This is a genomic window from Leeuwenhoekiella aequorea, from assembly GCF_004104375.1.
Classification (GTDB): domain Bacteria; phylum Bacteroidota; class Bacteroidia; order Flavobacteriales; family Flavobacteriaceae; genus Leeuwenhoekiella; species Leeuwenhoekiella aequorea.
The window spans coordinates 108,696-134,450 of sequence record NZ_QOVM01000007.1; the positions used below are offsets into that span (position 1 = coordinate 108,696).

At 34.5% G+C, this 25,755-nt stretch carries 29 protein-coding genes; 13 read left to right on the plus strand and 16 right to left on the minus strand.

Annotation, left to right across the window (positions count from 1 at the left end; translation table 11 throughout):
* Positions 1 to 28 precede the first annotated feature (28 nt).
* The gene (locus tag DSM00_RS14040; protein ID WP_128758608.1) at positions 29 to 421 is read left to right on the plus strand and encodes a hypothetical protein; all 393 of its coding nucleotides are present in this window, start codon (positions 29 to 31) and stop codon (positions 419 to 421) included.
* A 28-nt stretch (positions 422 to 449) separates the two neighbouring features.
* On the opposite strand, the gene DSM00_RS14045 is transcribed toward DSM00_RS14040, so the two are convergent.
* Genes DSM00_RS14045 through msrA form a run of 3 tightly spaced genes read right to left on the minus strand, consistent with a single transcriptional unit; the run spans position 450 to position 1,970 of the window.
* Positions 450 to 761, minus strand: coding sequence for a hypothetical protein (locus tag DSM00_RS14045; protein WP_128758609.1), 312 nt, complete (start codon positions 759 to 761; stop codon positions 450 to 452).
* A gap of 43 nt (positions 762 to 804) precedes the next feature.
* Positions 805 to 1,404 carry a GTP cyclohydrolase I FolE gene (gene folE, locus DSM00_RS14050; protein WP_128758610.1) on the minus strand — a complete coding sequence of 200 codons (600 nt, stop codon included), beginning with the start codon at positions 1,402 to 1,404 and terminating at the stop codon, positions 805 to 807.
* Positions 1,405 to 1,418: 14 nt separating this feature from the next.
* The gene (msrA, locus tag DSM00_RS14055; protein WP_128758611.1) at positions 1,419 to 1,970 is read right to left on the minus strand and encodes a peptide-methionine (S)-S-oxide reductase MsrA; all 552 of its coding nucleotides are present in this window, start codon (positions 1,968 to 1,970) and stop codon (positions 1,419 to 1,421) included.
* 234 nt (positions 1,971 to 2,204) lie between these two features.
* Between msrA and DSM00_RS14060 the strand changes: the two genes are divergently transcribed.
* The 8 genes from DSM00_RS14060 to DSM00_RS14095 all read left to right on the plus strand — a co-directional run bounded on the left by DSM00_RS14060 (position 2,205) and on the right by DSM00_RS14095 (position 10,456).
* On the plus strand, positions 2,205 to 2,867 hold the full coding sequence (locus DSM00_RS14060) for an ABC transporter ATP-binding protein (RefSeq protein WP_128758612.1): 663 nt from the start codon (positions 2,205 to 2,207) through the stop codon (positions 2,865 to 2,867).
* Positions 2,848 to 3,639, plus strand: a complete 792-nt coding sequence (locus tag DSM00_RS14065) for a TIGR02757 family protein (protein WP_128758613.1) — start codon at positions 2,848 to 2,850, stop codon at positions 3,637 to 3,639. Before DSM00_RS14060 ends, DSM00_RS14065 begins: the two co-directional genes overlap by 20 nt.
* An 85-nt stretch (positions 3,640 to 3,724) precedes the next feature.
* The gene (locus DSM00_RS14070; RefSeq protein ID WP_128758614.1) at positions 3,725 to 4,945 is read left to right on the plus strand and encodes a GAF domain-containing sensor histidine kinase; all 1,221 of its coding nucleotides are present in this window, start codon (positions 3,725 to 3,727) and stop codon (positions 4,943 to 4,945) included.
* A gap of 38 nt (positions 4,946 to 4,983) precedes the next feature.
* Complete coding sequence (locus DSM00_RS14075; RefSeq protein WP_128758615.1) at positions 4,984 to 6,225, plus strand: sensor histidine kinase; 1,242 nt, start codon at positions 4,984 to 4,986, stop codon at positions 6,223 to 6,225.
* 73 nt (positions 6,226 to 6,298) lie between these two features.
* Positions 6,299 to 8,218 carry a BatA domain-containing protein gene (locus DSM00_RS14080; RefSeq protein ID WP_128758616.1) on the plus strand — a complete coding sequence of 640 codons (1,920 nt, stop codon included), beginning with the start codon at positions 6,299 to 6,301 and terminating at the stop codon, positions 8,216 to 8,218.
* Complete coding sequence (locus tag DSM00_RS14085) at positions 8,215 to 9,468, plus strand: dihydroorotase (RefSeq protein ID WP_128758617.1); 1,254 nt, start codon at positions 8,215 to 8,217, stop codon at positions 9,466 to 9,468. The genes DSM00_RS14080 and DSM00_RS14085 overlap by 4 nt, the downstream gene beginning before the upstream one ends.
* Before the next feature lie 3 nt (positions 9,469 to 9,471).
* Entirely contained in the window at positions 9,472 to 9,801 is a 330-nt protein-coding gene (locus DSM00_RS14090; RefSeq protein WP_128758618.1) for a hypothetical protein, read from the plus strand.
* A 1-nt stretch (position 9,802) separates the two neighbouring features.
* A complete protein-coding gene (locus DSM00_RS14095) occupies positions 9,803 to 10,456 on the plus strand; it encodes an alpha/beta hydrolase (protein WP_128758619.1) in 654 nt (217 codons plus the stop codon).
* Here DSM00_RS14095 and DSM00_RS14100 read toward each other — a convergent pair.
* Positions 10,453 to 10,938, minus strand: coding sequence for a hypothetical protein (locus DSM00_RS14100; protein WP_128758620.1), 486 nt, complete (start codon positions 10,936 to 10,938; stop codon positions 10,453 to 10,455). The genes DSM00_RS14095 and DSM00_RS14100 overlap by 4 nt on opposite strands.
* Positions 10,939 to 10,940: 2 nt before the next feature.
* Positions 10,941 to 11,705, minus strand: coding sequence for an MBL fold metallo-hydrolase (locus DSM00_RS14105; protein ID WP_128758621.1), 765 nt, complete (start codon positions 11,703 to 11,705; stop codon positions 10,941 to 10,943).
* Positions 11,706 to 11,813: 108 nt separating this feature from the next.
* On the opposite strand from DSM00_RS14105, the gene DSM00_RS14110 reads away from it, so the two are divergent.
* Positions 11,814 to 13,268 (plus strand): TonB-dependent receptor, encoded by a 1,455-nt coding sequence (locus tag DSM00_RS14110; protein WP_128758622.1) that lies wholly within the window; start codon positions 11,814 to 11,816, stop codon positions 13,266 to 13,268.
* Between the two features lie 61 nt (positions 13,269 to 13,329).
* Here the strand turns inward: DSM00_RS14110 and hisS are convergent, their stop codons facing one another.
* Positions 13,330 to 14,700, minus strand: coding sequence for a histidine--tRNA ligase (gene hisS, locus DSM00_RS14115; RefSeq protein ID WP_128758623.1), 1,371 nt, complete (start codon positions 14,698 to 14,700; stop codon positions 13,330 to 13,332).
* A gap of 160 nt (positions 14,701 to 14,860) precedes the next feature.
* Here hisS and DSM00_RS14120 point away from each other — a divergent pair, with 160 nt between their 5' ends.
* Positions 14,861 to 16,102, plus strand: coding sequence for an ABC transporter permease (locus DSM00_RS14120; RefSeq protein ID WP_128758624.1), 1,242 nt, complete (start codon positions 14,861 to 14,863; stop codon positions 16,100 to 16,102).
* Positions 16,103 to 16,201: 99 nt separating this feature from the next.
* On the opposite strand, the gene DSM00_RS14125 is transcribed toward DSM00_RS14120, so the two are convergent.
* The 4 genes from DSM00_RS14125 to rpsF all read right to left on the minus strand — a co-directional run bounded on the left by DSM00_RS14125 (position 16,202) and on the right by rpsF (position 17,848).
* Positions 16,202 to 16,678 carry a DUF6495 family protein gene (locus tag DSM00_RS14125; RefSeq protein WP_128758625.1) on the minus strand — a complete coding sequence of 159 codons (477 nt, stop codon included), beginning with the start codon at positions 16,676 to 16,678 and terminating at the stop codon, positions 16,202 to 16,204.
* Between the two features lie 66 nt (positions 16,679 to 16,744).
* The gene (gene rplI / locus DSM00_RS14130) at positions 16,745 to 17,194 is read right to left on the minus strand and encodes a 50S ribosomal protein L9 (RefSeq protein WP_128758626.1); all 450 of its coding nucleotides are present in this window, start codon (positions 17,192 to 17,194) and stop codon (positions 16,745 to 16,747) included.
* A gap of 13 nt (positions 17,195 to 17,207) precedes the next feature.
* A complete protein-coding gene (rpsR, locus tag DSM00_RS14135) occupies positions 17,208 to 17,507 on the minus strand; it encodes a 30S ribosomal protein S18 (protein ID WP_028375809.1) in 300 nt (99 codons plus the stop codon).
* A gap of 2 nt (positions 17,508 to 17,509) precedes the next feature.
* Positions 17,510 to 17,848 carry a 30S ribosomal protein S6 gene (gene rpsF, locus DSM00_RS14140; protein WP_128758627.1) on the minus strand — a complete coding sequence of 113 codons (339 nt, stop codon included), beginning with the start codon at positions 17,846 to 17,848 and terminating at the stop codon, positions 17,510 to 17,512.
* 213 nt (positions 17,849 to 18,061) lie between these two features.
* On the opposite strand from rpsF, the gene DSM00_RS14145 reads away from it, so the two are divergent.
* Positions 18,062 to 18,763 (plus strand): LytR/AlgR family response regulator transcription factor, encoded by a 702-nt coding sequence (locus DSM00_RS14145; protein ID WP_206633814.1) that lies wholly within the window; start codon positions 18,062 to 18,064, stop codon positions 18,761 to 18,763.
* Between the two features lie 52 nt (positions 18,764 to 18,815).
* Here the strand turns inward: DSM00_RS14145 and priA are convergent, their stop codons facing one another.
* The 4 genes from priA to nadC all read right to left on the minus strand — a co-directional run bounded on the left by priA (position 18,816) and on the right by nadC (position 23,657).
* Positions 18,816 to 21,272, minus strand: a complete 2,457-nt coding sequence (priA, locus tag DSM00_RS14150) for a replication restart helicase PriA (protein ID WP_128758629.1) — start codon at positions 21,270 to 21,272, stop codon at positions 18,816 to 18,818.
* A gap of 69 nt (positions 21,273 to 21,341) precedes the next feature.
* Positions 21,342 to 21,770, minus strand: coding sequence for a DUF2147 domain-containing protein (locus DSM00_RS14155; RefSeq protein ID WP_128758630.1), 429 nt, complete (start codon positions 21,768 to 21,770; stop codon positions 21,342 to 21,344).
* A gap of 87 nt (positions 21,771 to 21,857) precedes the next feature.
* Positions 21,858 to 22,799 carry a YihY/virulence factor BrkB family protein gene (locus tag DSM00_RS14160; protein ID WP_128758631.1) on the minus strand — a complete coding sequence of 314 codons (942 nt, stop codon included), beginning with the start codon at positions 22,797 to 22,799 and terminating at the stop codon, positions 21,858 to 21,860.
* Positions 22,800 to 23,657 (minus strand): carboxylating nicotinate-nucleotide diphosphorylase, encoded by an 858-nt coding sequence (gene nadC / locus DSM00_RS14165; protein WP_128758632.1) that lies wholly within the window; start codon positions 23,655 to 23,657, stop codon positions 22,800 to 22,802.
* A 128-nt stretch (positions 23,658 to 23,785) separates the two neighbouring features.
* On the opposite strand from nadC, the gene rlmH reads away from it, so the two are divergent.
* On the plus strand, positions 23,786 to 24,259 hold the full coding sequence (gene rlmH / locus DSM00_RS14170) for a 23S rRNA (pseudouridine(1915)-N(3))-methyltransferase RlmH (protein WP_128758633.1): 474 nt from the start codon (positions 23,786 to 23,788) through the stop codon (positions 24,257 to 24,259).
* An 8-nt stretch (positions 24,260 to 24,267) separates the two neighbouring features.
* Here the strand turns inward: rlmH and DSM00_RS14175 are convergent, their stop codons facing one another.
* Together DSM00_RS14175 and DSM00_RS14180 are read right to left on the minus strand one after the other, a co-directional pair.
* Entirely contained in the window at positions 24,268 to 24,759 is a 492-nt protein-coding gene (locus DSM00_RS14175; protein ID WP_241652427.1) for a GyrI-like domain-containing protein, read from the minus strand.
* Positions 24,759 to 25,706, minus strand: a complete 948-nt coding sequence (locus DSM00_RS14180) for a sterol desaturase family protein (RefSeq protein WP_128758634.1) — start codon at positions 25,704 to 25,706, stop codon at positions 24,759 to 24,761. Before DSM00_RS14180 ends, DSM00_RS14175 begins: the two co-directional genes overlap by 1 nt.
* Positions 25,707 to 25,755 lie beyond the last annotated feature (49 nt).

Genomic DNA, 25,755 nt, shown 5'->3' on the forward strand with positions numbered 1-25,755 from the left:
ATTATTTATAATTTAGTTATATTTAATTATGGCATCATTGAGGAAAATTATACATCTACGTTCTGGTAGAATTGAATTCGATGAATTCTGTGCTCTGGGATTTGTAAAATCAAATATCAACTTTGATGAAGACGATCGTGTTTCCTTTTTAAATGCTTGCCTAGATCATTATAATGGCCATCCATTCGGTTATATTTCAGTAAGAGAACATTCTTACAGTATTAACCCTATGATTTACACAGAACTTAATAAAGTAGAAAGTTTAAAAGCATTTGCTATAGTTTCTGATACAAGTATTGGTCGAGGTAATGCAGAAATTGAAGGGAAATTTTACAAGAAACCTTTTGGGATATTTGGAGCTAAAGAGGATGCCATTCAATGGATGAATGAAGAAATATTAAAAGCTATAGAAAAAGAATAAAAAAAGGTGCTATTAGCACCTTTTTTTATTAGTCTTTAATCCGTATCGGAATAACTCTTCCTTTGCTAGGTCGAGGTTCTGTATTTATTAAAAAAGTATATACCCACATTAATGTAAAAGATGGGACGATATCTGTAAATGGAAGTATCTCTTCTATAAAAACTAATATCGAAGCAAATTTTCCTTTACGACCAGGATACATTTTTGACATTTGTTTAGCTGCAACTGGAGCCCACGCTAGATCTAAGAAGGGCCCTACTACAGGAATTGCCATACTCAGCATACCAACTGCATCAAAAAATATCCCCTTTACCAGTAAATTATAATCTAATGCTTTCATAACATTTTATTTTTATAAATATAAAGCAAATAACCTGCCACAGTTAACTTAAATCAGAACTAATAAGCTTTAGAAACTCATTTCTAGTTTCAATCTTTTCAAATTGACCTCTAAACCCAGAAGTCGTGGTTGTAGAATTCTGTTTTTGAACCCCACGCATCATCATACACATATGTGAAGCTTCAATCACTACGGCAACACCTTCAGGTTTTAAAGTAGTATTAATACATTCTAAAATATCGTGAGTTAGACGCTCTTGTACTTGCAATCTTCTAGAGAAAACATCTACTATGCGCGGCAGTTTACTAAGACCTACAATACTCCCATTAGGGATGTAAGCAATGTGTGCCTTTCCGAAGAAAGGTAATAAGTGGTGTTCACATAGCGAATACAATTCGATATCCTTCACAATGACCATCTCTCTATAATCTTCTTTGAACATTGCTCCTTTTAAAATTTCTGCAGGATCAACATCATAGCCACTTGTCAAATACATCATTGCTTTTGCTGCACGTTCCGGAGTTTTAAGAAGACCATCACGAGTGACATCTTCTCCTAAATCTTTTATAATAGACGAGTAGCTATCTTTTATCTCATCCTTCAAGTCGATATTATACTCCTCAAATTTTTTATATGGCGACATAAATATGTGTTTTATTATAGGTAGGATTCTAAAAGCTGTTCTTTAAAAAGCTTTTTAATTTTAGCAATTTTAGGATCTATTATGTATTGGCAATAGCCCTGAAGTTTATTGTTATCATAATAAGAAGCATGATCATCTTCTGCGTCATAAAATGGCATTGCCTGAGTAACCTCTGTAACAATTTTAGAATCAAAAATATGCTCTTTTTCTAATATTTCTATCATTGCATTAGCCTCATTACATTGTTCTTGAGAATGATAGTAAATAGCACTTCGATATTGGGTTCCCACATCGTTTCCTTGTCTGTTGAGTGTCGTAGGGTCGTGAGTAGTAAAAAATACTTGAAGCAACTCTAGATAAGATATTATTTCGGGATCATATTGAAGTTGTATGGCTTCAGCGTGACCTGTTCTTCCCTGACAAACTTCCCGGTACGGTGGATTTTTTATTTTACCTCCCGTGTAACCACTTTTTACATTGTATACACCTTTAAAACGTTGAAAAACCGCCTCTGTACACCAGAAGCATCCGTTTGCAAAAGTTGCAGTTTTCAAATTAGTATTCATAGTTTAACAAATTTAGACGCTAGAAGCATCTTAAAATTCAGTTTAACGTATTGTTAATACATCTACAGAAATCATTAAACAAAATGATAAAATATTGTGTTAACAACAATTATTATGTTTAGTACATTACCTTTGAAATCTTAACAAGATATACTTATTTCTGAAAATCAAAGTGTCGTTGAAGTAGTCGGTTTTAACCCACTTTAATTACAGTTTAAAGATTCATAACTTCTTATGATTAAAGCTGAAAATATTCTAAAATCTTATGGGGACGTCCAGGTTCTAAAAGGTGTTGATCTTTTAATTAAAGATGCCGAAGTTGTGTCTATTGTAGGCGCAAGTGGTGCCGGCAAAACCACACTTTTACAAATTTTAGGAACTTTAGATCGTGCAGATAAGCATGCTAATACAAATCTGTACATAAATGATATTGAAATTTCTAAGCTGAACGAAAGAGAACTCAGTCGATTTAGAAATTTGAACATTGGGTTTATCTTTCAATTTCATCAATTACTGCCTGAATTTACCGCTTTAGAAAATGTTTGCATCCCTGCATTTATAGCAAAAAAGGAAAAAGATGTTGCTGAAAAGAAAGCTAAAGAACTTCTTGATTTTTTAGGACTTTCGCATCGTATGTATCACAAACCAAGTCAACTTTCTGGGGGTGAGCAGCAGCGTGTTGCCGTTGCACGTTCTCTTGTTAATGAGCCCGCCCTCATACTAGCCGATGAGCCTTCTGGAAATCTGGATAGCGAATCTGCAGAAAATTTACATAAATTATTCTTCAAGCTTCGTGACACCTATAACCAGACATTTGTAATTGTAACTCATAATGAAGAATTGGCTGAAATGGCCGATCGCAAATTAACCATGGTAGATGGCAAAATCATCTCTTAAACTTTCTAAAAGCGAGCTTAAAGAATTTATAGATGAGAAGGCTAACCTATATGAAAGCCCAAAATTTATAGGTACAGATCCTATTCAAATTCCTCATCAATTTACTAAAAAAGAAGATATAGAAATTATAGGCTTTTTGGTTGCAACTATAGCTTGGGGAAATCGCAAAAGCATTATTAACAATGGTAATAAACTTATTGAAATACTTGATAATGATCCCTACGATTTTGTACTAAATCACGGAGCTGATGATCTAAAACCTCTTCATAATTTTGTACATCGAACTTTTAATGGTTCAGACTTAATAACTTTTGTCGAAAGTTTAAAAAACATCTATTTAAACCACGGTGGTTTAGAGCTCATTTTTCAATCTCAGAATGCTAATGAAGATTTACAACCTGTTATAAGCAGATTTAAATCTATTTTCTTTGAAATACCTCATACAACCCGTACCCAAAAACACATTAGTGATCCGTTAAAAAACTCTGCGGCAAAACGTATAAATATGTTTTTGAGATGGATGGTACGACCAGCGACAGCTGGAGTAGATTTTGGCTTATGGAAAAATATAAGTCCAGGGTTACTATCTTGTCCACTTGATGTACATTCGGGTAGAATAGCTCGTCAATTAGGCTTACTCACACGGGTACAAAATGACGCTAAGGCTGTAGCAGAGCTTGATAGTAAATTGCGAAAATTAGATCCTAAAGATCCTGTAAAATATGACTTTGCCTTGTTCGGTTTAAGCGCTTTTGAAAAGGATCTATTTTAACCAGTTATAATTGTATTTTTGCAATATAATTATTGCTGATAATCCTATTAGCCATAACTCCCTCTTAAAGACCCTTAAAATATATATGCAATCTCTACCTATTCCAGAAAATGAAACTTCTCGCCTATCGCAATTAGAACAATTGCATTTGTTAGATACTGCATCAGACACAAATTTTGATGTTATAACGCGTCTGGCTTCAACAATTTGTGAGGCACCTGTTTCATTAATTTCACTTGTAAGTGAAGATAGACAGTGGTTTAAATCTAAAGTTGGTTGGGATATTTGTGAAACTGATCGAGAGGTGTCGTTTTGTGCGCACGCTATAATGGATCCTAAGAATATTACAGTTGTTCCAGACTCAAGACTGGATGATCGTTTTAAGAATAATCCGCTGGTGCGTGCAGATTTTCCGGTAATCTTTTATACCGGAGTTCCATTACTAACTCCCTCGGGAGAAGCCTTAGGTACTCTTTGCGTTATAGATAGAAAACCTAAGACACTTACCGACACACAGTTAAATGCACTAAGAGATCTGGCTACGCAAGTAGAAAATCTTTTTGAACTTAGAAGAAATAATTTACAATTAAAGAAAATTGAAAAACTTTTAAATGCAAAAAACGAACAATTAAAGACATTTGCAGGTGTAATATCTCACGACATGAAGATGCCGCTAGCAAATATGATTGTCACCACAGATATATTGAAAGCTAAATATGCTAACCAATTTGATGAGCAGGGAAATGAATATCTTTCTTATTTGAAACAGTCCTCGTTTTCCCTTAGTGATTATATCGATAATCTACTTTCCTATTATGAGAGTGAAGATTTGACCATACAAAATTTAGAAAATTTTGAACTCAATCATCTGTTAGAAGAACTAATCGATCTCTTAAATATTAACGAAGATTATATCATAAATTTTCCAGACAAAAATCTGGAATTACAAACGAATCGTTCTGCAGTAAGTCAAATCCTCATTAACTTAATCACTAACAGTCTTAAGTATAATGATAAGGAGACTGGTATTATCGATTTTAAATGTACCGAAGATCACGCTTACTATTACATTCAGATAAAAGATAACGGTAAAGGAATATCTAAAGATAAGCAGTCTTCTATTTTTGATTTGTTTACTGTAGCTTCAGAAACAGATAATAAAGGAAAAAAAGGAAATGGAATTGGCTTATCTACTGTGCGCAACCTAGTGAATTCTTTAGGCGGAATTATTAGTGTAAATAGTGATGGAATTAGCGGTACTACCTTTGACTTTACTATTAAAAAAGTTGCTTCAAAAAACAGCTAGTTTGTAGTATCTTTATTTTTCACAAAAAAACCAAAGTTCTGAACGAGAGAAAGAGACAAGAAGCCGTAGATTCTTATAAATTAGTAGGCACCTTACCTGAGAGAAGTTATGATGACATCACTCAGATTGCCGCATACATATGTGATGCGCCCATATCGCTTATTACAATGTTAGACTACAATCGTAACTTTCTAAAATCTCATTATGGTGTCCCATTTTCAGAATCTCCGCGCAAAATATCTTTTTGTACGCACGCAATACAATCTCCAGAATCCATTTTTGTAATACCAGATGCGCGTAAAGATGATCGGTTTAAGAATAATCCCTTAGTTACCGGTGAGATGAAAGCCATTTTCTATGCGGGTGTACCTTTAATAGATAAGGGTGGACACGCTTTAGGAACTTTATGCGTTTTTGATCACAAACCACGCACACTTAGTGACAGACAAAAGAATACCTTAATTGCTTTAGCTAATCAAGTCGTTAATTTATTTGAGCTTCACCGCCAAAACTTAGAAAACAAAGCTTTACAAAAGAATCTGCTTAAGAAAAATAGCCTTTTGAAAGATTTTGCAGGGGTAGTATCTCACGATATGAAAATGCCTTTGGCTAATATCATAACTACAACAGATTTATTAAAAGCAAAGTATAAAGAACTTTTAGATGAGAAGGGTCTCGACTATCTCAACTATCTTAAAAGTTCGTCGTTCTCCCTTTCAGAATACATTAATGGCATTTTACTGCATTATGAAAGTGATAATCTTACCATAAATCAGCGTGAGCTTTTTGATATTCACGACTTACTGGAGGAGCTTGAGGATTTACTGAACGCAGATTATAAGTGTGTTATTCATTTACCCGAAACCAATCATCTTATTAATTGCAATAAGGTTGCTCTTAATCAGATATTCTTAAATCTTATAGGTAATAGTTTAAAATATTCTGATAAAGAAAGTCCGGAGATATATATTTCTGTTGATGAAAATGATGATTTCTATTTATTTGAAGTAAAAGATAACGGGATAGGTATTGCTCCAGATAAGCTAGGAGAGATTTTTGATTTGTTTACAATTGCAACAGACAAAGATAAAAATGGTAATCGCGGTAATGGCATAGGATTATCTACCGTTAAGAAGTTAGTAACTAATTTAGGCGGAAAAATAAATGTAGCTTCAGAAATTGGGAAAGGGACAACTTTTAAATTTACTGCTCGTAAAGCGGATATCCCTACACAAATAAGTGGACCCGAATATGACACATCTAAAAGCTATAAGAATTAGAAATTAAGGAGAAGTATATCGTCATTGTCTTTGTAAAACACCTATTTTCGTCTCGGCTAATTAGCGTTTAACTATGCAGTTTAAAAATCCTGAAATACTCTACGCTCTTTTTCTGCTGCTTATACCTATTTTAATACACCTATTTCAATTAAGACGCTTTAAAAAGACTCCGTTTACGAATGTAGTTTTTCTTCAGAATGTTATTCAAAATACACGCAAGAGCAGTTCTATAAAAAAATGGCTCATACTTGCTATACGTTTAATCGCACTTGCCTGCCTTGTTATAGCCTTTGCGCAGCCTTATTTACCCGCATCTTCTAGCGCAACAAAACCTAAAGAAACCGTTGTTTTTATAGATAACTCATACAGTATGCAAGCCACCGGTAAAAAAGGTAATTTGCTTACGGAAGCCTCACAAGATCTTCTATCCCATTTATCAGACGACCAGTTAGTAACCCTAGTAACCTGGGATGAAGTATTTAAAAACTTTAATGTTCAAAAAGATAGAGATATCCTTATTGATCTCGATTTTACTTCAAAAACTACAGATAGTAAAAGCCTGCTGTTGCGTTTAAATACTCTTTTTTCAAAGGATCTCAATACTGAAAAACGACTAGTGCTTGTTTCAGATTTTCAAGATTTAGATCTTTCTAATCTTGCAGATACTTCATCTGTAAAAATTTATCCCGTAGTACTAGATCCGGTTGCTTTTAAAAATTTTTCAATAGACAGTTTAACTATCGAGCGTAATGCAGATCTGTACAATTTAAATGTCCTTATCTCTAGCTCTTTTAAGTCTGAAGATCAATTGCCTGTCTCTTTATATAATGGCAACGAACTTATCGCAAAATCTTCGGTTAAATTCTCAGCTAGCGACACGGCTTCAACGCAATTTCAATTACCTGCAGATAAAGCTATAAAAGGATTAATACGCCTTGATGATGCTGCTCTAGAATATGATAACAGTTTCTACTTTAGCATAAATAACGCTTTACCTCTTAAAGTATTAGCTATTACAGATGAAAGTTTTGACTTTCTAAAAAAGCTCTATAGCGCAGCCAGTTTTGAATTTGTTTCGGTTTCTGAAAATCAATTAGACTATGCACTTCTTGCAGATCAAAATCTGATTATATTAAATGAAATTAATAATATTCCGATTTCACTTATTAATAGTCTAAAGGCACACACGCAAAAAGGAGGAACCGTTATATTAATTCCTTCTACGAGAGATCAACCGGAAGCATATTCTAATTTACTTACCGCTTTCGGGATGCAAACATTTACAAAAACTATAAGCACGCCGAGCTACATTACGGGTATAACTTATGACCACCCTCTTTTTCAGAATGTATTTAGCGGCAGATCCTCTAATTTGCAGTCTCACATAGTTAATTCGTATAGCAAGCTCAATACCAACAATCCCATACTAACATTTGAGAATGGAGACCCATTCTTGACAGAAAATAATAATCTGTATGTTTTTACAGCCTCATTATCTTCTTCAAATAGCAACTTCATTAAAGGACAATTGATAGTTCCAACTTTTGATAAGATGGCACTTCAAGCGCTTTCTTTACCAAAACCCTATTATACACTAGGCACTAACGCTACATTTGATATCAAAATGGATCTTACCACAGATGCTGCGCTCGTACTTGAGAGAAAAAGCAAACAATATATTCCTCTACAACAGAAACGTGGTGATATTATATCTGTTTCTACCTCGCAAGGCATTACAAATGCAGGCCTATTTGAAGTGAAATACAAGAGCGACACACTTACTACTGTAGCTTTTAATCACGATAGAAAAGAAAGTAAACTTCAAAGTCCAGTTACACAAACCAAAAATAAAATCGAATTTTCTTCTACTATAAAATCACTTTTTGATACACTAGAACAAGAGTCAAATCTTAATTTGTTTTACAAATGGTTTGTTATTTTTGCACTGCTGGCTTTTCTGGCAGAAATGCTCCTTTTAAAATTTCTTAAATGAATATACGCATCACACAAGTAACTCTTTTAGATGAGAGTAATGACCACCACGGTAGCGTGGTCGACATTAGAATAAAAGATGGAATTATAACTGATATTGCTCCAAAATTGAATGCTACTAAGGGGGAGCAACATATAGACTTTGAAAACTTAATAGTTTCGCCGGGGTGGTTTGACAGCAGCGTTTGTATAGGAGAACCTGGTTATGAAGAGCGTGAAACTATAAAAAACGGACTTCTGGTAGCAGCAAAAAGTGGTTTTACTGCTATAGCTGTAAACCCCAACACCTATCCCGTAACAGATTCTAATTCGTCTGTTTCCTATCTTATTAATAAAGCTCAAAATAATGCAGTTAGCTTATACCCTATTGGTTCTCTAACCCGTAATGGTGAAGGAGTTGATCTAGCCGAATTATTTGATATGACTAAGGCGGGAGCAATTGCATTTGGAGATTATCAACACGCAATAAGCAATCCTAATCTTCTTAAAATAGCGCTGCAATACACGCAAAGTTTTGACGGACTTGTTTTATCCTTTCCGCAGGAAAATGATCTTGTTATTAAGGGAATGGCGAACGAAGGAGAAATTGCTATTAAATTAGGATTAAAAGGTATTCCTGCACTTGCAGAACATTTACAAATTGCCAGAGATTTATACATTCTAGAATATACTGGAGGTAAATTACATATACCTACCATTTCTACGGCACAAAGTGTTGCTCTTATTAAAGAAGCAAAGGCTAAAGGTCTAGATGTAACTTGCAGTGTTGCGATGGCAAATATTTACTATACAGATAGTGAGCTGGAAGAATTTGATACCCGTTATAAAGTTTTGCCTCCACTACGCAATGAGACAGATCGTAAAGCTTTAATTGCAGGCTTAAAGGATGGCACAATAGATATGGTTACCAGCGATCACAATCCGCTTGATATCGAACAGAAAAAATTAGAATTTGATCACGCAAAATTTGGTACAATAGCTCAAGAAGCTACACTTGGAGCTTTGCTAACTTTAGTTACAGAGCGTCAAGCAATACACCTACTTACAGCAGGAAGATCTAGATTTACCGGCGAAAAAGCCAAAATTGTTGTGGGTGAGCCTGCAAATATAACCTTATTTACAGCTAAGGGAACAAGCACTTTTACAAAGGAAAATATATTATCAAAGTCTAAAAATGCAGCATTTCTTGGTGCTAAACTTAAGGGTAAAGTTTACGGGATCATTGCAAATAATCAATATATAGCATCATAAATAATGACAAACGAAATAATCAAACAAGGTAAGACTACAGCCATAATTGCATACCTAAGTATGATTGGAACCATAATAGCATTATTTATTAATTCGGAACCAAAAAACTTATTTGCAAGATTTCATATTAGACAAGCATTCGGGATTTTTATCGCCTTCTTTGCACTCGGTTTTTTAGTATCTTATTTAAATAGCTGGCCGGCAACCATAGGCTTCTATATTTTTATAATTGTACTTTGGGGTTACGGCATAGTTAGTGCTTTTCAAGGCACATATACCCCCGTTCCTATACTAGGAAAACAATTTCAAAAATGGTTTACATTTATACAATAAAATGAATACACTTTCACTTGAACATTTAATACAACGACCTAAAAATGCCGGTTCTGGTAAGGCACCACTTATACTTCTTCTACACGGTTACGGCAGCAATGAAGAAGATTTATTTTCATTTGCTCCAGAGCTGCCAGATCATTATTTTGTGGTCTCTGCAAAAGCTCCACGCCCTATGCAACCTTCAGGAAATGCCTGGTATACGATACACTGGGATGCTACAGACGGAAAATGGTCTGACGATGAAGAGGCTATAGAATCTCGAGAATTAATTTCTAAATTTATTGACGAAGTTGTCACGACATATGATTTAGATCCTGCAAATGTCACTCTTTTGGGATTTAGTCAAGGTTGTATATTAAGTTATGCAGTTGCATTAACCTATCCTGAAAAAGTAAAAAATATCATTGGACTCAGTGGATATGTTAATCCAGATATTACAGCTCCTAAATCTGATTTAGATGCATACAAACATTTATCGATATTCTCATCACACGGAAGTGTCGACCAGGTCATACCAGTAAGTGCTGCAAGACAAATCCCAGCCTATCTCAACAACCTGGGCATTTCGGTAAAACTGAATGAGTATCCAGTAGGCCACGGTGTAGCACCACAAAACTTCTACGATTTAAAAGATTGGCTTTTAAATCATTAAGGATAAAGGACACTTTGAAGCGTTTCAAATGAAACGCTTCCGTCTTTTGATACATCATAAAGTAATATAAGTTCGCCCCAACGTTTACTATCACTAAAATCTGCAATAACCCATTTGTGATTGAGCACTTCAATTTTATTAATTTGAAACACACTGTCACCGCTGCTTTCATAAGCAACTAACGGATTTCCTGAAGTTCCATTTTGACTTATAAGTGCAGATTCTATTCTCTTATCTAAATCAGTATAATCTATATCAAAATTTTCAAAATAAGAATAGGCATTGTCATTATCAACCAGCTTAAAATAGCGCTCAGATTGTCCTTCAACATTTTGTGAAATTGAATCCGCCTTCTGAACTTTCTCTTCTAAATGCGCAATTTGTTTTTCTTGATTTTCATAGATCTTTGTCGAATTTGTATACTGAAAAACAATCCACAAGGCTGCAAATAAGAACAGATACAAAAAGATATTTCTTCGCATAATTATATTTCTAAGGTTAAGCCATCATAAGCGAGATGTACATTTTCAGGAAGACGCTTTTCAACATCTGCATGAAATCCAAGTAAATGACTTATATGTGTAAAATAGGTTTTTTTAGGTTTTAGCTCTTCAACAAAAGCTAAGGCTTCTTCAAGATTAAAGTGTGTATAATGCTCCTCTTCACGCAATGCATTAACAACTAAAACATCTAGATTTTTTAGCTTCTCTTTTTCTTGATCACTTATTGTTTTAACATCAGTGAGGTATGCAAAATTTTTAAATCTATATCCAAAAACTTGAAGATTACCGTGTAAAACATCTACAGGAATAAACTCCAGATTATTAGCTGTAAAAGGATTATTATTTACAACTTCATTAATTTCTACAGCAGGAGCACCTGGATACCGATTCTCGGTTTGAAATATGTAATCAAATCTCCTTTTTAATTCAGAAATAACACGTTTATGCGCATATATAGGTATATCACCTTGTCTGAAGAAAAATGGACGTATATCATCTAGACCAGCGGTATGATCTGCATGTTCATGTGTAAAGAGTATTGCCTCAAGATGGGTGACTTTTTCACGCAACATTTGTTGCCTAAAATCAGGACCACAATCAATTACATAATTCGCATTATTATAGTTAATTAAAATAGAAACACGCAGTCTTTTGTCTCGTTCATCGTGACTTTGACAAACGGGATGTGTACTGCCTATAATGGGGATTCCCTGTGATGTTCCTGTGCCTAAAAAGGTAACTTTCAAACCTGCAAAATTTAGAACAAAACTACACTTAATTTTTTGTAAGCCCTACCATTTTGTTACCTTTAACCCCTGAAGGAACTAACCTATATTCACCCAAAACTTAGCACAATGCCTATAACAATTCAAGGTGACAAAGAGTTTGAAAATATCCCCTCTCTAATCAATAAAGCACTACGCATAAATCTTAATGAAAATATCTACGGGACTTTTGCAGAAATTGGAGCAGGACAAGAAACAGTAAGGCATTTTTTTAGAGCAGGAGGTGCCAGCGGTACTATCGCAAAGGCAATGTCTGCTTACGACAAAGATTTTAGTGATGCTGTTTATGGTGTAGAAGAAGACCACCGCTACGTTACTGAAGCACGTTTAAAGAAAATGCTTACTCACGAAACAAATCTATTAGAAAATAGAATTTCACGTGAAAAGCATCCTAACAAAATCTATTTCACCTACGCAAATACTGTTGCTACAATAGATTTTGCTAAAAAATATAAAGGCCACGGTTGGGTTGGAATTAAGTATCAAACAGAACCGCAAGCAGAATTTAATGAGATTATACTTCACGTACGATTTCATGAGACCGATGCACGTTTACAGCAGCTAACGTTGGGTACGCTGGGAGTAAATTTGATTTATGGTGCCTATTACAAGTACGACTCTCCTAAAAAACTTTTACGTTATCTATATGATCATATAGATAAAGATCAAATTGAGATCGATATGATCAATTTTTCTGGACCTGAGTTTGAACGCGTTGATAATCGTCTAATGAGTTTACAACTTGTTAAAAACGGTTTTACCGATTCTGTAATGTTTGGACCAGACGGAAATAATGTCTTGGCGGCAAAAATTCTTTACAAGAAAAATATACTAGCCCTACGCGGAAGTTTTAGACCGGTTACCAAAGTAAATACAGATATGTATCGCAAATCTTTGGAAATATTCTTAAATGAAAACCGTGTTAAAGAAGAAAATACTCAAGTGATTTTTGAAATCACCTTATCTAACTTACGTGCTGAAGGGGAAATTGACGAAGAGGATTTTATGGCACGTGCTCGTTTACTGTGTAACCTTGGCCATACAGTAATGATTTCAAATTTTCAGGAATATTATCGACTTGTAGAATATTTCTCCAGATACACAAAAGAACGTATGGGTCTGGCTATGGGGGTTAACAACTTAATAGATATTTTTGACGAATCATATTACAGACATTTAAGTGGAGGTATCTTAGAAGCTTTCGGAAAATTATTCTTTAAAGATCTACGCGTTTATTTATATCCTATGCGCGATCCTGAAACCGGAGAGTTCTTTACAAGCGAAAATTTAAAAGTTCATCCTAGAATGAAAGAACTCTATAAGTTCTTTAAATATAATGGTCGTGTTGTAGATATTGAGGATTACAATCCTGAAATTTTGAATGTTTTTTCTAGACAAGTACTAAAAATGATTAATAACAATGAGGAAGGATGGGAAGCTATGCTACCTTCGGGAATTGCAGATCAAATAAAAGAGCAGCGCTTATTTGACTATACTCCACCTGCGGAAGCTGTAGAAAAGTAATCTCCTTTATAAAGAATAAAAAAATCCCGAACTTGAAAAGTTCGGGATTTTTTTTATTCTATTAATTCAATTCCTGAATCAGCTCAGAAATCGATAACCGCTTTTGATCGCCGGTTTTCATGTTTTTTAATGTATAAACATCTTGCTCTATTTCTTCAGCTCCTGCAAGTACGACAAATTGAATATTACGCTTATCTGCGTGTGACATTTGTTTTTTCATCTTTGCCGCATCAGGATATAACTCTGAGGTAATACCCGCCTCTCGCAACTTCTTCACGGCTTTTAAACAATACAAGGATTCTGTTTCCCCAAAATTAATGAATAATAATTTTGTTCCCTTAAGTGCCTGAGCAGGAAAAAGATCTAATTCTTCTATTACTAAATATATGCGGTCAAGACCAAAAGATATACCTACGCCACTCATATTTTTTAAACCAAAAATACCCGTAAGATCATCATAACGACCTCCTCCACCTATACTACCCATAGCAACAATTTTAGGAGCTGCAACTTCAAAAATGGCTCCCGTATAATAATTAAGACCACGTGCCAATGTCACATCAAGATCTAAAGAAATTGTACTAAGACCTAAAGCTTCAATTTTTGTATTTATATATTCTAGCTCCTCTATTCCTTTCTTTCCAATAACAGAATCTGCCAGTAAAGCTTTAAGTAAAATTAATTTATCGGCAAAATTACCGTGTACTCTAAAAATGGGTTTTACCCGTTCTATAGCTGTCTGAGAAATACCTTTTTCAAGCATTTCTTTGATCACTCCCTCCTCACCTATCTTATCTAATTTATCTAATGCTACTGTAAAATCAATAAGTTTATCTGCTTCACCTATAGTTTCCGCCAGACCAGAAAGAATTTTTCTATTATTCATTTTTACAGTAACACCTTCAAGGCCTAAATCTCCAAAAACCGCATCATAAAGCTGGATGAAAGTCACTTCTTGCAACAAGCTATCTGAACCCACTGCATCTGCATCACACTGAAAAAACTCTCTAAAACGACCCTTTTGCGGTCTGTCTGCCCTCCATACCGGCTGTATCTGATACCTTTTAAATGGAAAATCTATTTCATTTTGATGCTGCACCACATAACGGGCAAATGGCACGGTAAGATCGTAGCGTAACGCTTTCTCTGAAATTTCTGAAGTAAGCGCATTACTATCTTTAAAAGATAAATTTGCTTCAGAAGCTTTGCTCAAATAGTCTCCACTATTGAGGATTTTAAAAATGAGTCGATCCCCTTCTTCGCCGTATTTCCCCATAAGGGTATTGCTATTTTCAAAAGACGGAGTTTCTATGGGTTGAAAACCAAACAATTCAAAATTGTGTCGAAGTATATTAATTATATAATTACGTTTTGAAACTTCTTCTGGAGAAAAATCACGAGTCCCTTTAGGTATACTGGGTTTTTGAGCCATTTTTAAATATCTATAAAGCTAAATTTTATTTAATCTACGCACCATCAAGAGTGCGAAGCTGCAAATATCTTAAAAAATTGAGGGTTTGGCACTTCTTATTTTCCATAAAACAGTAACTTTTTAATAGTTTGTAAGACCTATAGATTCAAAACGTAATTTTATGTTCTCACTTTTTAGGGAAAATCTTCGTATTGCCTTTGATGCTATACGTAGTCAGCTTTTAAGAACAATACTCACCGTAGTTATTATAGCTATAGGAATCACAGCTTTAGTAGCTATTTTAAGCCTTGTAAAAGCTTTAGAAAACACAATAAGTAGTGATTTCTCATCCATGGGATCAAACACATTTAATATTCAACGTTACGAGTTCACTACGCAAAGACGTGGAAGCGGAGAAACCCAAAAAATAAACCCCACCATACGTTATACACAAGTAAAAGATTTTGAAGACCGGTATACGTTTCCGATGACACACGTTGCGGTTTCCTTTACAGGAACTACAAGCGCCGAAGTAAAATATGAAAATCTAGACACAGATCCCGAAGTGACGGTATTAGGTACTAATGAGAATTTTCTGGAAAATTCTGGTTTAGAGCTTGATCAAGGTCGTAATTTCAATCAGTTTGATATCAACAATAATAATAATGTTTGTATACTAGGTAGTGATTTTAAGAACGGACTTTTAAAAAATGTAGATCCTATAGATAAAACTATAAGTATACGAGGTACAAAATTTAAGGTCATAGGTACTCTAGAAGAAAAAGGATCGACCTTTGGAAATAGTCAGGATTTACGCGTTCTTATTCCTATTCAGATTGCTCGTTCTATGTTTACAGCTCCTAATATCAATTATACACTTAGTGTAAAAGTAGATGATAAAGAACTTCTGGATGGAGCTCTAGATGAAGCTATAATTACTTTTAGAAATGTAAGAAAATTAGCTCCGGTTGAAGAAAATGACTTTGGTATAGGCCGAAGTGATGATCTTATTAATCAAATTTCTCAAATAAGTGGTTATCTTTCTATGGCTGCCTGGATTATAAGTATGATTACTGTATTAGGATCATCTATTGCTTTAATGAATATAATGCTGGTTTCCGTTACCGAACGTACACGGGAAATAGGCGTCAGGAAAGCACTAGGTGCTAAGAAATCTATTATTGCTGGTCAGTTTTTAATGGAGACCATTATAATAGGTCAGTTTGGTGGTATATTAGGGATACTTCTGGGCATCTCAATTGGTTTACTTATTTCATCTGTTGCTAATTTCAACTTTACTACTCCGTGGATGGCGATGTTATCTGCAACAGCTATCACCATTATAGTTGCAATCATTGCCGGTTTGTTTCCCGCTATTAAAGCAGCAAAATTAGATCCTATAGAATCTTTACGATATGAGTAACTCGTCTATGAATTCAAATTAATATTGGGTATAACTGAATTAAAAAAAAAGCCTGTCTGATAAAATCAGACAGGCTTTTTTTTTTAATTGAAGTCAATTTCAATCGACTTCTACAAACTTTTCAAACCAAGAGAACAAATCACCTTTTGTGATAGAAGCTCCTTGTCTTATAAGAACAAAAATATCATTGTTACGATCGTCTGATAGCAATTTACTTGAACTATACAGATTTACTTCATCTTTCATAAAGTTATTCTGAAGCCATTTGTAGCCTGCAGGCGTTGTGATATCGATACCTTTATCTTCAACTTCAATTGAAATCATACTAATTTTCAATTCTCCAACCTTAAACAAAAACATGTGTTGCGGAGAGAAATGCTCAAGATATTCTACTTTACTAAGAACTCCTTCCCAAACTAGATCACTAAAAACATCCAGTTCTTGCTCAGCAACTTCCGGTTTATTTTTTTTGATTGATTCCCATTCTTCAGCAGTAATAGATTGAGTTGCCAGAAAGTTTATAAACTCCTGATGCATCTCCTCTAATTGCTCTTTTGTAAGTCTAATATATTTCATTAGAAAAATTTAAAATAAAAAAAGCTCCCGCGAGAAGCGGAAGCTTTAATCTATATTTTGAATGTATTAAGCTTCTGCTATAACATCAAATGTAAGGTTTGCAACTACATCACGGTGAAAACGAAGACTAGCTTCATATTGACCTAAACGTTTGATGTTACCACCTGCAATTGTAATATATTTTCTGTCTATCTCTACGCCATTTTTAGCAAGAGCATCTGCAAGATCTGCATCTGTAATAGAACCGAATAATTTATCTGCTTCACCAGCTTTAGCTGTAAGTTTAATATCTAAACCATTTAACTTTTCAGCTTGAGATTTTGCAGCATCAACAACTTTCTTGTCTTTATAAGCACGTTGCTTTAAATTTTCAGATAACACTTTCTTTGCAGAAGGTGTAGCTAAAATTGCGTGGCCTTGTGGGATAAGAAAATTTCTTCCATAACCGTTTTTAACAGTTACTAGATCATCAATAAATCCTAGATTATCGACGTCTTTCTTTAAAATAACTTCCATCTTAATCTATTTTTTATTTGTATAAATCTGTTACGTAAGGCATAAGCGCAAGATGTCTTGCTCTTTTTACAGCCACACTAACTTTACGTTGGTACTTTAAAGAAGTACCTGTAAGACGGCGTGGTAATAACTTACCTTGCTCATTTACAAAAGAAGCTAACCAATCTGCATCTTTGTAATCGATATATTTTATACCAGAACGCTTAAAACGACAGTATTTTTTTGTCTTTGAGGTTTCAATATTTAACGGAGTTAAATATCTGATTTCCCCATCTTTCTTAGCTTTTGCTTGTTGCTCTATAGATGATGCCATAACTATGCTTTTTCTTTGTTACGTTTTCTACGCTTCTCAGCCCACTCAATAGCGTGCTTGTCTAAGCTTACAGTTAGGAAACGCATAATACGCTCGTCACGTCTAAACTCTAGTTCAAAACTCTTGATAACCTCTCCAGGTACCGTGAATTCAAAAAGATGGTAGAAACCACTTTTTTTGTTTTGGATTGCGTAAGCTAATTTTTTTAGCCCCCAATCTTCTTTGGATATCATCTTGGCGCCGTTAGAAACAAGAAAATCTTCAAATTTCTTTACTGTTTCCTTTACCTGGTCATCAGATAAAACGGGATTCAAGATGAAAACAGTTTCGTAATGATTCATAAAAAATGTTTATTTATATAAAAATGAGTGCAAAAGTAATATTATTTTCTCAGTTATCAAATGCTATTACCATAAAAAATGAGCATTAATATTGCTTACTCTACTTGTAGCGTTACAGAAGTTAAAAAAAATATCGATGAAATACACAATTTACTTGGTAAATACTTATATTGCAACTAGATTTGTTGAACTAACGTTATCTCATTTATTATTTTGGAAGAACTCATATTAGACTGTGCTGTAGTAGATGACTCTAGCTTACAGCGTCTTGCAATAGTTAAGATGATTAAAGATCATCCTAACCTTCGTTTAGCGGCTCAATACAACAATGCCATTGAGACTAAAAACGGACTCCTGGAAACTAAGGTTGATCTTATTTTTCTTGACATAGAAATGCCTATTCTTACAGGATTTGATCTTCTTGATGACCTAGTACACAAGCCTCAGATCATTTTTGTAACCGGTAAAACTAAATATGCTTATAAAGCTTTTAATTACAATGCAATAGATTACTTACGCAAACCGCTTACAAAAGATCGCTTCCTTAATGCGGTACATAAAGCAATAAACTTACATCGCCTTAAGACTGAAGGCAGTGTTGAAGATGATGATTACATCTTCGTGAAAAGCAATCTTAAAAAGAAAAAAGTTTTTCTAAATGACCTTAAGTTTATCGAGGCTTTAGGTGATTACGTGAAGCTGGTTACTTACAACGAGCCTATTATTGTACTTTCTACAATGAAAGCTTTTGAAGAGCAATTACCTTCAGAACGATTTATGAGAATACATAAATCCTATATTATTAATCTTGATAAAGTAGAAAAATACAACAGTAGAAATATTGAAATTGAAGGCGATAAGATCCCTTTAAGTAGACACAAGAAAACAAAACTTATGGAGGCACTTTCTTCCTAATAAAATATCATTCTTTATATAAATCCCGGCTATGTCCCGGGATTTTTTATACCTAATAGTTATCTACGTTAATCACTATTTTGACACTTCTAAACTGCGAAATACTTAGAAAACTGGTACGTACTTTTAGAATTGCCTGTTTTGTTTTAGTAAGACTTTGCTTACGTGGAATTTTTATAAGAATATTTCTGTGATATTCATTACGTATACGGGAAACCGGAGGTGGCTCGGGACCTAAAATCTCATCTCTAAATATATTTTTTAGCGCTTGTCCCAGCCATTGAGATGCTTCTTCGATTTTTTGAAAATCTTTATGCTTTAAAGTGATCTTAATTAATCTACAGAAAGGTGGGTATTTATAAATATGCCGCTCTTCGAGTTGCTCATGATACATAGCCTCATAATCATTCATAGACACTTGCTGCAAAATCTGATGATGCGGATTGTAACTTTGTATCAAAACCGTTCCTCGTTTCTCTGTACGCCCAGCCCTACCAGATACTTGTTGTATAAGTTGAAAACTGCGTTCGTGCGCTCTAAAGTCTGGAATATTCAGCATATTATCTGCATTTAAAATTCCTACCAGCGTGACATTTCTAAAATCTAAACCTTTTGTGAGCATTTGTGTACCCACAAGTATATCTATTTCCCCCTGCTCAAAAGCTGTAATTATTTTTTCAAAACCAAATTTCCCTCGGGTAGTATCTGAGTCCATTCGCCCTATAGCATAATCTGGATATAAAGCTTTTAATTCTGTTTCTATTTGTTCAGTACCAAAACCTTTAGTATCTAATTCTGCACTACCGCAAGCCATACATTTCTGTAGCATTGCTATGTGATACCCACAATAATGACAGCGCAACTGCTCTTTGTGCTTATGATACGTTAAGCTTACATCGCAGTTAGGGCATTGAGGTGCGTGCCCACACGTGTTACACTCTAAAATAGGAGAATACCCTCTTCTATTCTGAAATAAAATTACCTGTTCTCCTAATGCTAAAGCATCTGTAATTGCGCGTTGAAGGTCATCACTAAAATGCCCGGTCATTCGTTTTTTGCGTTGCCGATCTTGAATATCAATAATGCTATTTTCAGGCATTAAAATATTACCGTAGCGCTCCCTCATAGTCACAAGACCATATTTTCCACTACTGGCATTGTAATAAGTCTCTAGAGAAGGAGTTGCAGAACCTAAAAGCACTTTAGCATTTTGTAAACTGGCAAGAACTATCCCCGCATCTCTCGCTTGATATCGTGGTGCAGGATCATATTGCTTGTAACTACTCTCGTGCTCTTCATCAACAACTACAAGTCCCAGATTACTAAACGGTAGAAAAAGTGCACTACGCGCACCAAGAATCAACTGCGCTTTAGATTCTATATTTAATACATTATTCCACACTTCTACCCGCTCGTGTACCGAGTATTTAGAATGAAAAACAGAAAGCTGATTTCCGAAATATTCCTGAAGTCTAGATACCAATTGTGTGGTAAGCGCTATTTCGGGTAATAAATATAAAACTTGCTTACCAGCATCTAAATAAGATTTGATCAAATTTACATAAACTTCTGTCTTGCCAGAAGCTGTAACACCGTGCAGTAAACAAACCTCATGATTACTGTAGGATTCTTTAATTTCTTTTAAAGCACGCTCTTGCTGTTTATTTAGATCTTTAATCTTTGAATCTTCGTTTCCCGAATAAATAATTCGATCTTTTTGAATTTTGTAAGTTTCAAATATACCTTTAGAAACTAGTGCCTTTATTTGTGCCGCAGTCGCCGAACTGGCGTCTTGAAGATCTTTACTTTTTATAGCTTTTTTAGAACGTGCTTGTAATGAAAAATAGGTTAGTAAAATTTCACGTTGTTTAGGCGCTTTATCAAGTTCGTCTAATGCTTGATGCATCATATTCTCCACCTCATAATCGGGAGTAAGTCGCACGTAGCTAATTAATTTTGGTTTGTAACTTTCATAAATTTCCTGATCTAGCATAACCAGATCGAGATCAATTAACGTTTTAATACTGGGTAAAACTCTTTTTTTGCCCAGCAGTTGCATTACCTCACTAACACGCAAAATAGGCTTATTCTCAAACGCCTGAAGTATCATTTCTGCCTCCTCATCTAGCACGTCGAGATGCGGTTGACTACTATTTTTTACAATTCTTTTAATTATAGTCTCGCTTTCAAGTAAAAAGGCACCCGGCAACGCTGCCCTCATCACTTCTCCTAGCGTGCACATATAATACTCTGCCATCCACTTCCAGAATGTAAGCTGCTCAGGATGAACAATAGGAGTCTCATCTAAAATTTGTTCAATTTCTTTCGCCTCATAAATACGTGGCTCATTTTGATGAACACTTAGTGCCATCGACGTATAAATCTTACTTTTACCAAAGGGTACAGCAAGTCTCATCCCAGGCTTTATAAAGGAATATTCAGCTTCGCTTATACGATAAGTGAAAGCATTATCTACGGGAATGGGTAAAATTACGTCTACGAAATACACTAAGTAAAGATAAAAAAAAGGCTGTTTCTAGATTTAGAAACAGCCTTACATTATAGATGGAATTTTGTGTTAGTTTACACGTGTCCAATATTGTGTTCTTCCTAATAATGAAAATCCAACATAACCCCTAACCTTAAGCTTATTAGGACTTTCTAGCTCCATTAGGCATTTGTATAATTTTCCGCTTTGTGGATCAAGAATCTTACCATCTGCGTACTCATTACCATCTTTCTCAAGACCTTTAATGATTACAAGACCCTTTACAGGCTTACCATTATCTGCTCCGGGACAGTCCATACATTTTACATCCTGACGGTCCTTATTCAGAATTTCAATTACTTTACCATACACCTTGCCGTCTTTCTTATAAACTTCTACAATAGATTTTGCATCACCAGTCTCATCATCGATGGTTTTCCATTTTCCTGTAACATCTTGAGCAAAAACTCCTGCTGTTCCTATAAGAGCCAAAATTAAAAATGCGCATAAATTTTTCATAATTCTAATTTAAGGGGTTATTTATTAAGTGATTCGTTAAATCTACATTAATATTAAGAATTTTTAACATTATCTGTAAAATTATTTTTAATTCTTTTTCAGCAGTTCGTGTCGTCTCTTCAATCTGTACATAGTTGCATTTAATTCAAAACCCAATAGCAACAAATTTGAATTTAGCCAGATGTAAACCATCATAATTAATAGCGCACCTATCGAACCATATAACTGGTTATACGTAGAAAAATTATTTATATATATTCCGAAGAAATAAGTTGTGACAACAAATAATATTGTGGTCAATGTTGCTCCAATTGAGAAAAACCGAGCATTCTTTCCTTCTTTCGTACCGAAATAATATAAAGTAGCTACCACACCATAAATGAGTATTAATAAAGCTATAAAACTTCCTAATTGAGATATAAGCTTAAGCGTACTTTCATCCACAATATCTCTACTCTTTAAATCAATAATAATATACTGAAAATAAAGAACTGCTATTACAGTAGCAAGCAACAACAATGCCAATAATAAAGATACAGCTAATGCTATAAAGTATTGACGTACAAGCGGTCTATTTGTTATAGAATGAAAACTATATTCAAACCCCGTAAATATTGCATTAACACCATTAGCCATTAGAAAGATGGCAAATATTAATGTAAATGAAAGTAAACCACCGCGTGGATTGGCTGCAATATCCAATAGAATAGGATCGAAAAACTCTTGTGTTTGTGGGGGGAGAATATTATTTATAAATGCTAAAAATTCAGTTTGAAAGCCATCAATTGGAACATAAGGTATAAGGTTAAGAACAAATAAAAAGAATGGAAAAAGTGCCATAAAGAAGCTAAAAGCAATAGCACTTGCTCGTGTTGCAAATGTCCCTTTAATAATTCCTACCGCATACATTTCCCAAAAATCGTGTAAAGAAAGCCCTTCAAACCCAGGAAGTATAACACCCTTTGCCCATTTAACTACGGGCAGCAAAAATTTTATGGTCAGCAGCTTTTCTTCAAACTCCTTATCCATTTAAACAGCTTTAAGGCTTAAATCCATATTATATACAGAATGAGTCAACGCGCCACTAGATATAAAATCTACACCACACTTTGCGTACTCTACTAAAGTTTCATCATTAATACCTCCAGAAGATTCTGTGAGACATTGATCACCTATGATTTTTACTGCTTCGCGTGTATCTTCGTAATTAAAATTATCTAGTAAAATTCTATAAACTCCTCCTGCATTTAGAATCTCTTTTACTTCTGCAATATCTCGCGCTTCAACAATGATTTTAAGATCAAGTTTATTTGCTAGTATATAATTTTGTGTTTTTATTATCGCTTGAGTAATTCCTCCTGCAAAATCAATATGATTATCTTTTAGCATCACCATATCGTATAAAGCAAATCTGTGATTTTCTCCTCCACCTATTTTTACGGCAATTTTTTCAAGCGCGCGAAAACCAGGCGTAGTTTTACGTGTATCTAATATTTTTGTCTTTGTACCTTCAAGTAAGGATGCGTATTTATTAGTTTTTGTAGCTATGGCACTCATACGTTGCATAGCATTAAGCACGAGTCGCTCTGCTTTTAAGATGCTTTGTGAATTACCAGTTACATAAAATACGATATCTCCTATCTCTACCTGCGTACCATCTTTTATTAAAATTTCAATTTCTAAATCTGGATCTACATAGGCAAATACGTTGCAGGCAAAAGATACCCCCGCTATTATACCCGGTTCCTTAACCAGTAGTTTTGCTTTTCCGCTAGCGTCTTTCGGAATACAGGCTAAAGAACTATAATCTCCAGGACCTACGTCTTCGCGTATGGCATTTGCGATTATAAGATCTATCTCCTTATTAAGGGCTGCTTGTGTAATCATAATTTGCTATAGGTTTTTGCTAAGTTAGAAAAAGAACCCGCCAATTTACAACTACCATTTGCAATAATAAAAAAAGATGGCTCCGTTTTGTAAATGGAATACCATATTAAAAATATTATTTTTGAAATATGAATATCAAACTTCTTTGCATTGGCAAAACAGATGACAGCAATCTTGACGAACTTATTTCGGTTTATGTCAAAAGATTAAAACATTATGTAAATTTTGAGCTCGAGATTATTCCAGATCTCAAAAAGACTAAAAACATGTCTGAAGAGCAGCAAAAGGAAAAAGAAGGTGAATTAATTTTATCAAAAGTTAATGCACAAGATGAATTAATTCTACTTGACGAGAATGGCAAAGACTTCAGTAGTGAGAAATATGCCGATTACCTACAAAAGAAGATGAATAGCGGCATTAAAACACTGGTATTTGTAATTGGCGGGCCTTATGGTATTTCTTCAGGGGTATATGCTAAAGCTCGTGGTAAAATTTCCTTATCAAAAATGACTTTTTCCCATCAGATGATTCGTCTTTTTATCACAGAACAAATTTATCGGGCATTTACAATTTTACGCAATGAGCCTTACCATCATCGGTAAAACTTATGCTAGGCCTTTTTCTTAATAGGAAGCCAGATTTCTTCTTCAGATTCTGGATTATTTGGACCGTAATAGGTATCACCAAGAAATTCAAAGTGTGCACGATCATCTATTTCATAGATAGAATTAGGTAGCCAAGTTGTATAAATGTAATTGAATGTTTTAGCAAATTGAGCTACCGTTCCTTTATGAACAAATACGGCATACGTTCCGGCTTCAATTAAAGTTTTTTGCATTTCATTAGGCACTGAATCAAAACTACTAACCTCCACTGCTGCCCACCGCTCAAATTTTGTTTTAGGAGTAAACTTCTTTGCATCCAGATTTAGTGGATATTTCTGTAAAGAGTAAAAGTGGGTGCCTATTCTATTTGATATTTCTTTGTGTCGAGGCATAAATTTACTCCACAGAATCGAGGTGTCGTTATCTACTTGTGTAGTTGTTAAACAAACTCCTATAATCTTACGTTCTTCTATCTTAGCAATCTTAGGTATTATCATTATTCGGCTAATGTAAGATCTGTTAGACGAGCTTCTTCCCGTAGTACTTTTCGCTGTTGTTTAATAGTTAATGTACTTCCATCGTGACTCCAACCCGGAGGACCAAAAATGTACATAAACTTATCGTAGAGCTTAGGAGACTTTTTTGTATCTAACCAAATATCTTTATACTCGTGAGTTAGAATAACTAAAGGATTGTATGAATTTGGAGCGTGAGTAACGCCGTATTCGATGTCGATATCTTCATCAAACTCTTTAAAGGTTCCAAAAATACGATCGAAGGTATTTAAAAATCCGCCGTGATTTTTATCCATATACTCAAGATTTCTAGCGTGATGTACTTGATGCATCGTATGTGTATTAAAAACTTTATCTATAATACCAAGTTTTGGAATATACTGAGAATGTAACTGAAATTGCCACAACGCCTCAATACCTAAACATACAACAAGCATTTCTGGCGGAAATCCAATGGCTACGATCCATACATAAAAAAGAGGTTTGTAAAATATAGTAAACCAGCCATTACGCACGGCGGTCCCTAAATTAAAATTATCTGAAGAATGATGCACTATATGTGCGGCCCAGAAAAACCGAACCATATGATTTTGTCTGTGAAACCAGTAATAAGAAAAATCATCTGCTAACTGACATAGAATCCAAACATACCAAGCGTAACCAAAAGAGGTCCATCCCATAATATTAGTACGTACACCATCTATCTCAGGATTAAAAATATCGTAGACCCAATTAAAAAGAAGAATTACAGTGATGGTTTTAACCAGCGGAGCAATAAGTGTAGAACCAATACCCATAACTAAACTTGCAGTAAGATCCTTCCATTGATACAGTTCTTTTCTATCAGAATGTTTACTGTATGTTAGTTCAACAAGTATAAGTCCTAAAAAGCAGGGAACTCCGTAAATTAACGGGTTTGTAATATCCATAAGGTTGGTTTGATGTCAAAAATAAAGTATGCAAGTCACAAATCACAGA

Coding starts and splice junctions, on each gene's coding strand:
- DSM00_RS14040 (WP_128758608.1), top strand. CDS start 29: ATGGCATCATTGAGGAAAATTATACATCTACGTTCTGGTAGAATTGAA.
- DSM00_RS14045 (WP_128758609.1), bottom strand. CDS start 761: ATGAAAGCATTAGATTATAATTTACTGGTAAAGGGGATATTTTTTGAT.
- folE (WP_128758610.1), bottom strand. CDS start 1,404: ATGTCGCCATATAAAAAATTTGAGGAGTATAATATCGACTTGAAGGAT.
- msrA (WP_128758611.1), bottom strand. CDS start 1,970: ATGAATACTAATTTGAAAACTGCAACTTTTGCAAACGGATGCTTCTGG.
- DSM00_RS14060 (WP_128758612.1), top strand. CDS start 2,205: ATGATTAAAGCTGAAAATATTCTAAAATCTTATGGGGACGTCCAGGTT.
- DSM00_RS14065 (WP_128758613.1), top strand. CDS start 2,848: ATGGCAAAATCATCTCTTAAACTTTCTAAAAGCGAGCTTAAAGAATTT.
- DSM00_RS14070 (WP_128758614.1), top strand. CDS start 3,725: ATGCAATCTCTACCTATTCCAGAAAATGAAACTTCTCGCCTATCGCAA.
- DSM00_RS14080 (WP_128758616.1), top strand. CDS start 6,299: ATGCAGTTTAAAAATCCTGAAATACTCTACGCTCTTTTTCTGCTGCTT.
- DSM00_RS14085 (WP_128758617.1), top strand. CDS start 8,215: ATGAATATACGCATCACACAAGTAACTCTTTTAGATGAGAGTAATGAC.
- DSM00_RS14090 (WP_128758618.1), top strand. CDS start 9,472: ATGACAAACGAAATAATCAAACAAGGTAAGACTACAGCCATAATTGCA.
- DSM00_RS14095 (WP_128758619.1), top strand. CDS start 9,803: ATGAATACACTTTCACTTGAACATTTAATACAACGACCTAAAAATGCC.
- DSM00_RS14100 (WP_128758620.1), bottom strand. CDS start 10,938: ATGCGAAGAAATATCTTTTTGTATCTGTTCTTATTTGCAGCCTTGTGG.
- DSM00_RS14110 (WP_128758622.1), top strand. CDS start 11,814: ATGCCTATAACAATTCAAGGTGACAAAGAGTTTGAAAATATCCCCTCT.
- hisS (WP_128758623.1), bottom strand. CDS start 14,700: ATGGCTCAAAAACCCAGTATACCTAAAGGGACTCGTGATTTTTCTCCA.
- DSM00_RS14120 (WP_128758624.1), top strand. CDS start 14,861: ATGTTCTCACTTTTTAGGGAAAATCTTCGTATTGCCTTTGATGCTATA.
- DSM00_RS14125 (WP_128758625.1), bottom strand. CDS start 16,678: ATGAAATATATTAGACTTACAAAAGAGCAATTAGAGGAGATGCATCAG.
- rplI (WP_128758626.1), bottom strand. CDS start 17,194: ATGGAAGTTATTTTAAAGAAAGACGTCGATAATCTAGGATTTATTGAT.
- rpsR (WP_028375809.1), bottom strand. CDS start 17,507: ATGGCATCATCTATAGAGCAACAAGCAAAAGCTAAGAAAGATGGGGAA.
- rpsF (WP_128758627.1), bottom strand. CDS start 17,848: ATGAATCATTACGAAACTGTTTTCATCTTGAATCCCGTTTTATCTGAT.
- DSM00_RS14155 (WP_128758630.1), bottom strand. CDS start 21,770: ATGAAAAATTTATGCGCATTTTTAATTTTGGCTCTTATAGGAACAGCA.
- DSM00_RS14160 (WP_128758631.1), bottom strand. CDS start 22,799: ATGGATAAGGAGTTTGAAGAAAAGCTGCTGACCATAAAATTTTTGCTG.
- nadC (WP_128758632.1), bottom strand. CDS start 23,657: ATGATTACACAAGCAGCCCTTAATAAGGAGATAGATCTTATAATCGCA.
- rlmH (WP_128758633.1), top strand. CDS start 23,786: ATGAATATCAAACTTCTTTGCATTGGCAAAACAGATGACAGCAATCTT.
- DSM00_RS14175 (WP_241652427.1), bottom strand. CDS start 24,759: ATGATAATACCTAAGATTGCTAAGATAGAAGAACGTAAGATTATAGGA.
- DSM00_RS14180 (WP_128758634.1), bottom strand. CDS start 25,706: ATGGATATTACAAACCCGTTAATTTACGGAGTTCCCTGCTTTTTAGGA.